We start from the raw sequence: 11,952 nt of genomic DNA on the forward strand, positions 1-11,952 counted from the left end.
GTAGAAAATTGTTTTGGGGAGCTATTGGGTTAGCAGGAACTGTTGCGGGGGGAATGGTTGGAAAGAAATATTTACCATCACAAACACAAACACAAAAAAAAATAGATGTTAAGGATTTGGCGTTTATAGTTGGCGAAGATATTTCTAGTGCAGCTAAGCAAGTTGCAAACAAATGGAAACAATCAACGAAGGAAGCACTTGATAGAGATAGATTGACTGAAGCAGAGAAATTTGTTGGCGGCCCTATAAGCAAAAAATTAAGAGAAGGTGGCGCCTCGGCGAGCAAAAAGTTAAAAGAAGTTGGTGTTTCAACAAGTAAGATATTAAAAGAAGGTGCTGAATCATTGCTAGAAGCAAGTAGAAAGAATCCTCAACAAGAAGAATATTTTGAAAAAGAATATGGCCCACAATCAACTGAGGCTATTAAAAAATTACCACAGGACATTAAGAGCGGTTTGACTTCATTAAGAGAATCGACGAGAGAATATCCAGCTGAATTTGAAGGCGAAGAAGGTAACTACCTTACGAGCAAATATGGACCAGTGGTACGAGAAAATGCTGAGCAAGCTGTTAAAAAGGTATCTCAAAAAGTTAGCGAAGGTCGTCAGCAGGTAGGAAAATTTATTTCTGATACTTCACAGGCTGCACAAGAAAGTTCTATTGGCCAAGCTATTTCTAAAGGATTGGAAGAAGGTAAGGAGTTTCTTAACAAAACATTTGGAAAATATTTTGAATCAGAAGTTCCTGCGGTTGAGGAAAACAGCAAAGTTGAGGAAGGGCTTTAATGGATATGTTGGGAGAGCGGAGATTGATATAAATAATGCATATAAAAAAAAAGCTTAGAAGTGATGTGGGGCTAGGCTGAACTTTAGACAACAAAGACAACAAATAATTTGTATGATGAGCGTGTTTTTACCGTAATCATTACAAGCTATTTGTTGTCTCTTTTTATAAGTAAAGTAAGGTAGTGTGAAGCAATATCATTTGAAAAAATAGATTTTGTTTTTATCTCGAAGCAATATTGCAAATAGAAATTCTGTGTGGTATAATCGTAATTAAGATGTGATATAATTAAAATACATTATTGTAATGATTAAAGGATCATAGGAAATATATGAAATCTATACATTTAGTTCGATTAATGATGTTTTTCATTGTAGCGATTGCTTGTCAGGCGAGTGCAGTGGTTGGTGAAGTAACGGTTACGAATGGACAAGATGTTGACGTTGCCACGCAAACAGTTGCGTCCGTAGCAATATTAATTGACAAAGAAATTAAACAAGCAGAAGAAGCTATGAATAAAGCTCGCGAACGTTTATTTCTTTTAAAGGATGAAAAACCTATACCTGAACCTGGTCACGATATACCGGATTTGCCGGCAGCAATAATCGCAGAAATAATCAAGGAAAAAAATGTTTTTATCGTCACCAAGAAACAACAATTAGAAAAGTTAACTAAAGTAGAAAAGTTAACTAAAGAAGAAAAAGATAAAACATGGACTTTGCAAGAAGGTTATTTTGGTAAAGCAGCTTCAGTCATTGCTAATGCATTCCAATTTGGACCATCACAAGATCAAAGAAAAATAGCTCAGGATATTATTAATGGATTAGAGAAGCAAAAAAAGGAACTTAAAACTGAGTATGAATTATTGACACGATATAAAGAATCAGGACTTACTGTTAATCAAAAAGTTGAGTCAAAAAAACGTTATGATCTATGTATCGCTTTGCTTGATGCTGAAATATATAATCAGCGGCTTATTACTGGTGAAGTAATGAGTACGCAAAAAAAGGTTATTATTGGAGCGGTTCTTGGCGGAACTGCTTTGGTTGCTGCAGGTTTGTTGCTTGCTAATAAATTATTTATGCCTGAAGCTCCTCAGGGATTTCTACAAGAGCCTAAAGAAAATACAATAACATCCGTGAATCAAACTCCAAAGAATTTACCATTAATACAACAAAATTTAGAAAAAGAAGAGCATGGGATTAATAAACAGCAGGAAGAATTACAGTGGGTACAAGAAAAAGAGCAGTATGTGCAGCAGAAATTAGAACGTGAGCAGCAAGCGCAAGCTGCGCTTGAGCAAGAAGCGCGATTAGCTGCTGAGCATAAACAAGAAGAAGCTATAAAAAATGCTGTTGCTGAACAAGCACGTCTGATGGCTCAACAACAAGCAGATGTGGCAATAGCAGAGAAAGCAAAGACACGAGAACAAGAAAAAGAATTTATGCTGATGGAAGATCAGTATATGCAGGAACAAGAAGCGCTAGCTGCTGCTGAACAAGCACGTCTGATGGCTCAACAACAAGCAGATGTGGCAATAGCAGAGAAAGCAAAAGCACGAGAACAAGATAAAGCATTTATGCTGATGGAAGATCAGTATATGCAGGAACAAGAAGATCTAGCTGCTGCTGAACAAGAAAGATTTAAAGCTATAGCAGGGCCACCGGAATTGGCTAAAGAAGACAGGGAAAATGACTCGGCTGAGCAAAGGTTGGATGAGTCAATAATTGAAAAAAACATACATGAAAAAAATTCAACTCCGGAAGAAAATGGAGAAAAATTTGTACAGAAATTAGAAAAAGTAATGGATAAAGATTATCTTGAATCATTAACTAATAGCGATTTAGAGCACATATGGGAAAAAGCGAAGAGTCGAAGAGAGCAATTGATAAATGAAAAAAATGGCCCAGAGTTGTTTAAAGTTTCTAATGAACTAGATATGATTGAAAGTGTAATGGAAGCGCGAGGTTTTTGGCGTTAAAGCTTCTATTATCCTTATATAGATCGTATTTTGTTAACATTAGCATGTATAAGAGTCCATAGGCCCCTTATTTTAGTTACTTTTCATTAGGTTTTTATAATCAATATGCCCAATTAAATCTGCTGCAGAAAGCCTTATGACATCGTGTGTGTCAAATTGTTTGGTGATTTGACCATTTTCCAAGATCCATATTTTTTTACCAATAGCAAGTGCAAGCTCAGGATCATGAGTGATTAAAAGCGTTGTCAGAGAGTGTTCATTAATAAATTTTACAGCAAATTGTAACAAGTTTGTTGCTGATTGCGGATCGAGGGCAGCTGTGGGTTCGTCGAGCATAAAAAGGCGTGGTGGTAAAATAGTTGCCATGATAAATGCAAGTAGTTGGCGTTGACCACCTGAAAGATCTTTCATGGGGGTGTTTAATATTTTTTCTGATCCTAGATTTAGTTTGTTAAGTTCATTGGCAAGATTTGCGGGGAATTTTTTCATGCCATTGCATAAGCTTACTCTTTTACTTTTATAATTACTTAATGCCAAATTTTGAGCAACAGTCATTGATGCAACGCCATTAAGTTGAGGGTTTTGAAATAATCTGCTGATGAGTGTTGCGCGGTGTTGTTCGCTGAGATGAGTAATATCAGTATCATCAAGTAAAATTTTTCCGTTTGTTGGTATACGTTTGCCACTAATCATATCAAAAAAAGTACTTTTTCCCGCGCCATTTGGGCCAACAATAACAATAAAATCACCAGTGTTGATTGTGCAAGAAATATTTTTGAGAATTTGTTTGTTATTGATTGTTACGGAAACATTTTCAAATTTTATCATGATTGCCTTTGAGTAATAAATCCGGATTGTTTTTTTAGTGTAATCATTACAATAATAAGAAGTGCCGTAATAAGTTTATTCCATTCTGGATCAACATTAAATTCGAAAGTTGCCGCAATAATTGCTTGATAGAGTATTGCCCCAATTAAAATATTAAACCCAAATGTTCGATTAAACGTTTCAGAGATAATAAGTCCTGCAAGTGCGATAATTAAAATACCAACACTTGACCATATTGAAAAATAACTTACATAGTGTACAAAAAGTCCGCCTGCGCATGCGGTAAGTGCATTGGCTAGCATTAATGTTGCAATAATATATATATGTGCATTTTTACCTAGATTTGTTAACATTTGTGGATTGTCGCCAACTGCTTTAAATAAAAATCCACATTCGGTATTTAATAACCATTTGATGATCATCAGTACTGAGAATGCAATAGGCGCTAGCATAATTATTTTCATGTGTCCTATGCCAGTAATACTATCAAAAATTGTTGCTTTATTTCCCACAATCATATTTGAGCCGGCAATTTTAAGATTTATAGAAAACAATGCAGTTGTCACAACGATACCGCTAATAAGGTTATTTAATTTAAGTTTAGTGTGCAGTAGCCCTGTTGCAAGTCCGGCAATTGCTCCTGCAAATATCACTAGAGGAAATGATAGTAGCCAATGTATATTGTTGGTTAATAAGAGTGCCATAAGCGCACCGCCGAGACCAAAGCTTCCTTCGACAGAAAGATCATCAAAACGAATAATACGAGAAGTGAGATAAATTGCCATAACACTAATGGAAAAAATAAGGCCGCGTTCAATAATTCCTTGGATAATTAGCCATTCAGAAATCATTTGTATTTCCTTATATCAGATTCTTCAAAAATATGTTCTTATGACTATTATAACAAATAATTGTATATATGAGAAAATAAAAGATATAGTTGTGAAAAAACATGAAAAAAAGAATAGTACTATAATGCCAGGTTATAAAGGTCATTTGGCGGGTGGAGTGATAGTTTTTGGGATACTTTTTTTTGGAGTAGTGGTTGGCTTTACTAAACCATCATTAATGACTGCATGCGAATGGTTATTATTTACATTAGCAGGTTCTTTATTTCCTGATATTGATATTAAAAGTAAGGGTCAAAAATATTTTTATTATATTGTTTTTTTGTTTTTTATTATTTTGACACTGAGACAGCGATTTGAAATGTTAGCGTGTTGTAGTTTTATTATTCTTTCTCCTCTGTTGGTTCGCCATCGTGGAATTTTTCATAGTCCAGGGTTTGTTATTGCAGCACCAATGATTTTTTGGATTGTGATAAGCATTTTTATGCCAAAAATATCAACACAAATTTTTTTTGATAGTGTATTTTTTATTGTTGGTGCGCTTTCACACCTTTGGCTTGATTTTGGAACACGTCACATGATACGTCGCTTACTAACTCGTCGCAGTAAGCGATGGTAGTTGAAAATATTTTCAAGACAATTTTGTTATTCGTTAATTTGATTTTTGTTTGTACTTTCAATTAATTTTTGTGCTTGTCTGTTTTTTAATATTTCTGTAGCGAAGTCGAGAATTTGACATTTTTTCTCAGCTTTCTCTAGATGAATAAAATTTTTATAAATTATTCCTGTGCTTAAGATAAGTGAAGAGACGGCAAGCAGTCCAGCAGGATGAGGCAACTTCTCAATAATTCCAAATGAGATTACACATTGTTCGAATAATATCAAAAGTGCCAATATGATATTTCCATTCGGTGTTGTTACCGACCATGGCATATAAGCAAAAGGTAGTGAGGTAAATAAACATACGTTAGTAAGTATTTTATATTGTTTATATAAATTTATGTAATTTTTGTTATCTTCCAGGTATTGTAATAGATCAGTATTCTTATATGTTTTAAAAAAAGTTAAAGTTATTTTACTAAGATTATTGTTCAAATTAATGTTGTCCTTCACTAGTTTGTCAACTTTGTTTTGATGATCGGGATCTAAAAAATCATAACAAGTGAGGGCGAATTTGTTTTTTAGAGGATTTATTTCTTGAATTTTTTCATTGATTGTTTCCATTTCTTTAATAATTGTTTTCTTCGTTTGCATAAACAATTTAAGATCTTTTTCCAATGGTATTTGTTCACCGCTTTGTGGGCATGAATGTTTAGAGACTTCGTACAAAATTTGGGGAATCATTGGTAATAAAAATAGAGGGCTGCCTGAAGCAACTGTAGCGGCTACATTGATAGTGCTGGCAACCACGTTTCTATTTAGTACAGTTTTTTCCAACAAGGTTTTTGTTTTTTTGTTTGTTGAGCAGTATTGAAAACTAGAGTTGTTTATTTTTGTAACAAGAGGTAAATGAGGCAATGTCTTTCGTGGAATAATAATCATTGAATGTAAAGAAAAAATTGTTGTCATGCTTACAATGATAATTATTTGTAATGCTTTCATGAAGCAGTTCCTTGGTTGATATAGTTTAAAGATTAGGAGCAAATTATCATTTTTTAAATAGATTGGCAATTCTGAAAATTAATATAATTGATTGTCAAATGGCACAGTAGTTATATTTTTTTGTCAATGGCTATTTCTTGAATGAATCGTTATAATGACCATAAAAAGATTATTTTATTTTTTGATAATATTATGGGTTATATATGGTAAGTAATGTTCCTAAGCAAGATTTGATCATTAAATTATTGACTGTTTTGTTTCCAACATCAAAAATTTATCTTTTTGGTTCTCGTGCGCGTGGCACTCACACAGAGCGTTCTGATATTGATATTGCCATTGATATAGGAAGAAAGTTGGAGATTGATGAGTGGGCAATTGCGGATGGTGTTCTTGCTGGACTTAATATTCCGCAAAAAATTGATGTTATTGATGTTTGGCGTGCTTCTGAAAGTATGAAGCAACAAATTCTTAAGGATGGTATTGTATGGAAAGCTTAAAAGCTAAATATAAAGCGATTGTTCGATTATTGGATGCGTTTAAAGTAGCAATAGATTGTTATGATGAGACAAAAGATAATCCAAAAGTTGACATAGTGATACGAGAAGCTTTTCGTGATTCTATTATTAAAAGATTTGAACTCAGCTATGATTTATTATGGAAATATTTACGTGAATATGTTGGCGTTTCGCAAGGAGCGTATGCAGATTCGCCACGTAAAGTTTTTGATTTATGTTTTCAGTATGGCATAACAAATGTAGATAAAGAGCAGTTATTATTTAATATGATAAAAAGTAGAAATTTAACAACGCATACCTATGATGTCGATTTGGCAAATGAAATGTCAGAAAAAGTTTCAGAATATTATCAAGTGATGCATGCAATTATAATGCAAACATCACCCGATACAATCAAAAAGTAACTTAGTAAAAATTTTTATCAATTTCAAATGTGGTGGTAGTCGATAATTTTTTTAGTAAAATAAGGTTTGTTTTGTTTATTGCTAGGCAATTTATCTTTATGATTTTCTTTATAGAAAAATCATAAAGATAAATGTGCGCTAATTTATTGTAAAATTAGAATTCAAGTTGTTTCTTTTGTTACTAATGAAACACAATACATAGTAATAACGTTTGAAGCAAATCCTGGAATGAGTGGTGCAATATCACTATTTATATATGGCCATAACCCTGCTGTTGTTCCACCAATAATTAATCCTGCAAGAGCGCCATAGTTGGTAATGTTTTTGTTTTTATAGAGAGCGGCGATAACAAGTGGGCCAAAGGCACTACCCAATCCTGACCATGCATATTGCACAAGGCCATAAATGGTTGAGCTTCCTGTCCAAGCGATATATAATGCGCATAATGAAACAAAAATGGAGGCGATACGCGTAATGAACAGGATATGTTGCGATGATGCCTGAGGGTTAATTATTTTATGATATAAGTCTGATGCAATAACAGAACCGGAAATAAGAATATGTCTATCCATAGTAGAAAGTACTGCTGCTAAAATTGCACAGAGTGCCATTCCGGCGATAAATGGATTAAATAATGATTTTGTCATCAGAATGTAAATTAGTTCTGGATTTGCCACTGGTGTTGAAAAAAAGGTGAGAGCGATGAGCCCAATGGCAATTGATGCAGAAAGTACAATGATTTGCCAAGTAAGCCCAACAATTTTTGCAGAACTAATTTTTTTTGGATTATCAATGCCCATAAAATTTACTAAAATATGTGGCTGACCAAAATAACCAAGTCCCCATCCTGCGGCAAGAAATAATCCATAAGGCATGTTTTGTATAAATGAAAAGTGAAAAACGTGCATCTGGTATGCATCTATTATTCCTGAAATTCCTGATGTGTTGAACAACGCTACTAATGGCACTAATATGATCATGCAGAGTAAAAAAATTCCTTGAAATAGATCACACCATGCTGCAGCAATAAATCCGCCAATGAGTGTATAAAGGATAGCTGTGCATAATCCAATTACAATTCCTGTATGGTACTGTATTTCAAATGCCGATTCAAAAAGACGTCCAAGACCGACTAAGCCTGATGCTATATAAAATGTGAAAAAAATTAGCGTAAATAATGCGCTCACCAAACTAATAAGTCCTGTTGTATCAGAGAATTGTTTCTCAAAAAGTGCTGATAAGGTATTAGAATTTGTTTTTTCACTAATTATACGCAATCGTGGCGCAATAAAATGCCAATTTAAAAACATGAAGAGTACTAAACCAATAGCAGTCCATGCTTCAAAGAGGCCTTGACTATAAATTGCAGCAGGAAATCCAAGAAACAACCAACCGCCCATGTCGCTTGCTTGCGTTGCAATGGCGGTAACCCAATAATTAACAGAGCGGCTTCCTATTATAAAGTCAGAGGCTGTTTTTACGGTTCGATAAAAGTAAAGAGCAATACTGATGAGAACAAGAAAATAGATAATAAATGAGCTAAAGATCATGAGATTCATGAAAATTCCTTGCTATTTTTAGATAATTTTTTGAGATATAAAAGCAATAAATACTATTTAAAGTGAGAGTGAAACACTCTTAATATAGTTTACCGCCAAGCGGAATATCATGATCGGGACGAATAAGAACAACAGTATTGTTTTGTGATGGAGCCCCTAATGTTAATACTTCAGAAATAAAGGGTCCAATTTGACGAGGTGGAAAATTAACAACACAGACAACAAATGTGTTTAAAAGTTCTTCTTTGGTGTAATTTTCAGTTATTTGAACAGAAGATTTTTTGATTCCAATTTCAGAGCCAAAATCAATCAGGAGTTTGTAAGCAGATTTTTTTGCTTCAGGAAAATTATTCACTTCTATAATTTTCCCTACACGAATATCGAGCTTTTGAAAATCAGTTATCGAAGCGGTATTCAAAAGAGTCCTTATTGGAAGAATTTAATATTTTATCTTAAAAATAATAATATGTTATATAGCATTTTATTATTTGTCAATCATTTCAACAAGAAACTGATTGGCATATGAAAACTCCCCGGTATTAAAACTAATCTTCCCAAAGAGATATAAAAAAATCTCTTTGAGGAATTTAAAAAAAAATATTTTTATGGATGAGATGGCGCTTGAGGAATATCTTGCACATAAGCTGCATTGTCATCAGTATCAAAATAAGTAACTGTTCTTTTATTCATATCTACATGATAGCGTGCAATACCGGCTAATGCGATATTTTGTAAAAAAACTATATATGTTGTTTCCTTGAATCTACGTTGTAGAAGAGCCTTCATAAAAAGTTCTTCATTAAATTTTTTTGTAACGGTAGTCAAAGGTAGATTGTCTTCATTGCAATTGATATGCCATACACCAAAGGGTCCATAAAATGTCTTATCATATGTTGATGGTGAAACTTCATATGATGTTACACCTGCATTTCTAAGAGCTTCAAATTGTACGGGATAAGGCCATCCTTCTTTTTCCGCTTGTTTTAAAACCATTGCAATATTATTTATTTGTGATATGGTATTTTGTTCCATAAATTTATCTTTCTATTTGTTAATACATTACAACTATTAATCAATATACATATGTATCATTTTAAATCAAAATAACCGCTCATGCAATGCCATCGCAAATATTCATATTAATTTTTATTAATATATATTTTAACGTGAATTCGATCTAAAAAATGAGCAGAATAAGCTTTTTTAGATCGAATTCACGTTATATAAGCTTTTTTCCAATGATATTATATACTTAAAAAGGGTCTCAATAGTTAACATTCACGATATCGTAGTCCAACATCATTGATTGTAAATGTTCCTTTAGCTTTAAGTGCATATGAATTACGTAAAAAGAAATCTTCAAGGTATAAAAAAAGCTCTATACTATTGGTTTTTTAAGTCGAACTCAGGTTATATTATACAAAAAAACGATGAACGAGTTAATGGTTAAAAATACATCACTGATTTAACGTTTGGGGATATCAAAAAATTGATAGGCGTGTTGGGTGATTTTGAGGAATTTTTTTATTTCATCAAAAGGAATTGTTACTGTTTTGGTGTTAATTAACGGATGACATTGTAACGTTTGGTCTTTAAGAATCTCATCAAAGATAACGGTAACGGTATGGGTAGTATCATTGATAAGTCCCAAGATGGTTACTGAGCCTGGCGTTACACCTAAATATAGTTGCAGATCTTCTTCTGATGCAAAGCTCAGTTTTGATGCACCAAGTATAGTTTTTAGTTTTTTAAGATCTATCTGTTTTTCAGTGCTAACAATAATGAGAAAATGTTGATTTGTTTTTTTATCATAGAGAAAAATATTTTTTATGGATTTACCTGGCATTTTTGGACAAAATTTTTCTGCTTGTTCGCACGTAAATACTGCTGGATGGTCAAAAGATTCATAAGCAATGTTATGATTATTCAAAAAAATATAAATGTTCATCATACATGAGGCTCCTTATTAGTTAGAATGCATGCGCATGTATACATCATGAAGATTGAATAATGTTAATGCATTTTTTGTGGTTTGCTTAGCAATATTTTCAAAAGACTCACCACGTAATTCAGCAATAAAATGAGCAATTGTTGCAATTTCTTTGGGATGGTTTTGTTTGCCACGAATACTTTGTGGGGGTAAAAATGGTGCATCAGTTTCTAGTACAATATTTTTTATATCAATTGATTGAACAATGTCGCGGAGTATGTTGTTTTTTGGATAGGTTATGGTACCCCCAATGCCGAGCATAAAGCGCCAATCTGTTACTGTTGCTGCAAATGATTGATCGTATGAGAAACAATGCATGACTGTCCGTGTAAGATTATTTTTGTATTCTTCTACTATGCGTAATGTTTCATCATATGCGTCACGACTATGAATAATGAGTGCAAGATCGTGTTCAAGGGCGAGTTCTATTTGCGCTTTAAATGCGTCACGTTGACGGTTAAAGTTGTAATCAGGATAATGGAAATCAATACCGCATTCGCCAATACCAACAATTTTATTTTCAGTTTTTTTGAGCAACCATTTTTTGAGCAATATAAAGTCTTCTTGCCAGGTATCAGAATCATTGGGATGAATACCAACAGTTGCAAAAATGGCATTAAATGTTTGTGCAAGTAATATGCAATTACTATTTTCAATGCTGCGTGTGCCAACATTAATAATTATAGAAACGTTCTCTTTTTGTGCTTGTTCTAGGATGGTTTGTGCGTTTGGTAAATCCGATTTTTCTAAAGGAGTATCGAAAGTTTTTTTTATCATCATATTTATGTGGCAATGAGTATCAATGAGCATAATAAAGTCCTTATTACATAATTTTTTGAATATAATTGTTGTAAAATAATGTTAATAAATTTGACAAATTTTTCTGAAATTATTATATCTTACAGCATTGTAGTATTATTTAGTCTATCGTGAGATTAAATTTTTAAAAGAAAGTTTTAGTGAAGAAACAGTGTTTATTTCAATCATTTTTACTAACCATTATGAGGAGTCCTTATGAATAAGAGCGAATTAATAAATGAGCTCAGTGAAGAGACAACATTCAGTAAAATGGATGTTACTCGAGTACTTGATTCGTTAACACGCGTTGTAAGCCGTGCATTAAAGAAAGGTGAAAAAGTTTCCATTACAGGGTTTGGGAGCTTTTGGATTTCTTGCCGACCAGCTCGTAAAGGAATCAATCCAGCAACAAAAGAACGTATCGATCTGCCTGAAATCAGTATTCCTCGTTTTAAAGCTGGCAAAAGTTTACGTGAAGTTGTTCGTTCAGTAAGACTAAATTAACTAAAAAATTTTCGCAAGAAAGTTTTTACACAACAACTAAGGTTGCTTGATTGCCGCCTTAGTTGTTATTTTTTTATACATTTTTGAAAATAAAATTCTTTTGTGCATAGCCAAGAGTATTGTTTTTGAGTATTATTATA

The 11,952-nt window shown here is 33.1% G+C and carries 14 protein-coding genes; 6 read left to right on the plus strand and 8 right to left on the minus strand.

Annotated elements, in window-relative coordinates; genetic code table 11:
• Together VLB80_02255 and VLB80_02260 are read left to right on the plus strand one after the other, a co-directional pair.
• Window positions 1-785, plus strand: a 785-nt coding sequence (locus tag VLB80_02255; protein HSC25019.1) for a hypothetical protein, incomplete at its 5' end; no start/stop codon positions are given.
• A 329-nt stretch (window positions 786-1,114) separates the two neighbouring features.
• Window positions 1,115-2,764 (plus strand): hypothetical protein, encoded by a 1,650-nt coding sequence (locus VLB80_02260; protein HSC25020.1) that lies wholly within the window; start codon window positions 1,115-1,117, stop codon window positions 2,762-2,764.
• A gap of 72 nt (window positions 2,765-2,836) precedes the next feature.
• On the opposite strand, the gene VLB80_02265 is transcribed toward VLB80_02260, so the two are convergent.
• Window positions 2,837-3,592, minus strand: coding sequence for an ATP-binding cassette domain-containing protein (locus VLB80_02265; protein HSC25021.1), 756 nt, complete (start codon window positions 3,590-3,592; stop codon window positions 2,837-2,839).
• Complete coding sequence (locus VLB80_02270) at window positions 3,589-4,443, minus strand: hypothetical protein (GenBank protein ID HSC25022.1); 855 nt, start codon at window positions 4,441-4,443, stop codon at window positions 3,589-3,591. Before VLB80_02270 ends, VLB80_02265 begins: the two co-directional genes overlap by 4 nt.
• Before the next feature lie 91 nt (window positions 4,444-4,534).
• Here VLB80_02270 and VLB80_02275 point away from each other — a divergent pair, with 91 nt between their 5' ends.
• A complete protein-coding gene (locus tag VLB80_02275) occupies window positions 4,535-5,059 on the plus strand; it encodes a metal-dependent hydrolase (protein HSC25023.1) in 525 nt (174 codons plus the stop codon).
• Between the two features lie 26 nt (window positions 5,060-5,085).
• Here VLB80_02275 and VLB80_02280 read toward each other — a convergent pair whose 3' ends face one another.
• Entirely contained in the window at window positions 5,086-6,042 is a 957-nt protein-coding gene (locus VLB80_02280) for a hypothetical protein (GenBank protein ID HSC25024.1), read from the minus strand.
• A gap of 203 nt (window positions 6,043-6,245) precedes the next feature.
• Between VLB80_02280 and VLB80_02285 the strand changes: the two genes are divergently transcribed.
• Entirely contained in the window at window positions 6,246-6,539 is a 294-nt protein-coding gene (locus tag VLB80_02285) for a nucleotidyltransferase domain-containing protein (protein HSC25025.1), read from the plus strand.
• A complete protein-coding gene (locus tag VLB80_02290; protein HSC25026.1) occupies window positions 6,527-6,961 on the plus strand; it encodes an HI0074 family nucleotidyltransferase substrate-binding subunit in 435 nt (144 codons plus the stop codon). Before VLB80_02285 ends, VLB80_02290 begins: the two co-directional genes overlap by 13 nt.
• Window positions 6,962-7,122: 161 nt before the next feature.
• On the opposite strand, the gene VLB80_02295 is transcribed toward VLB80_02290, so the two are convergent.
• From VLB80_02295 to VLB80_02315, 5 genes are all read right to left on the minus strand, one after another.
• Window positions 7,123-8,520: a sodium/proline symporter gene (locus tag VLB80_02295; protein ID HSC25027.1), complete on the minus strand. Its 1,398-nt coding sequence runs from the start codon at window positions 8,518-8,520 to the stop codon at window positions 7,123-7,125.
• A 79-nt stretch (window positions 8,521-8,599) separates the two neighbouring features.
• Window positions 8,600-8,938 (minus strand): tRNA-binding protein, encoded by a 339-nt coding sequence (locus VLB80_02300; protein ID HSC25028.1) that lies wholly within the window; start codon window positions 8,936-8,938, stop codon window positions 8,600-8,602.
• A gap of 185 nt (window positions 8,939-9,123) precedes the next feature.
• Window positions 9,124-9,552: a DUF1398 family protein gene (locus tag VLB80_02305; GenBank protein HSC25029.1), complete on the minus strand. Its 429-nt coding sequence runs from the start codon at window positions 9,550-9,552 to the stop codon at window positions 9,124-9,126.
• A gap of 433 nt (window positions 9,553-9,985) precedes the next feature.
• Window positions 9,986-10,471, minus strand: a complete 486-nt coding sequence (locus tag VLB80_02310; GenBank protein HSC25030.1) for a prolyl-tRNA synthetase associated domain-containing protein — start codon at window positions 10,469-10,471, stop codon at window positions 9,986-9,988.
• A 15-nt stretch (window positions 10,472-10,486) separates the two neighbouring features.
• Window positions 10,487-11,320 carry a TatD family hydrolase gene (locus VLB80_02315; protein HSC25031.1) on the minus strand — a complete coding sequence of 278 codons (834 nt, stop codon included), beginning with the start codon at window positions 11,318-11,320 and terminating at the stop codon, window positions 10,487-10,489.
• A gap of 204 nt (window positions 11,321-11,524) precedes the next feature.
• On the opposite strand from VLB80_02315, the gene VLB80_02320 reads away from it, so the two are divergent.
• Window positions 11,525-11,812 carry an HU family DNA-binding protein gene (locus VLB80_02320; protein HSC25032.1) on the plus strand — a complete coding sequence of 96 codons (288 nt, stop codon included), beginning with the start codon at window positions 11,525-11,527 and terminating at the stop codon, window positions 11,810-11,812.
• Window positions 11,813-11,952 lie beyond the last annotated feature (140 nt).

The organism is Candidatus Babeliales bacterium (assembly GCA_035455925.1).
Lineage (GTDB): Bacteria > Babelota > Babeliae > Babelales > Vermiphilaceae > SOIL31.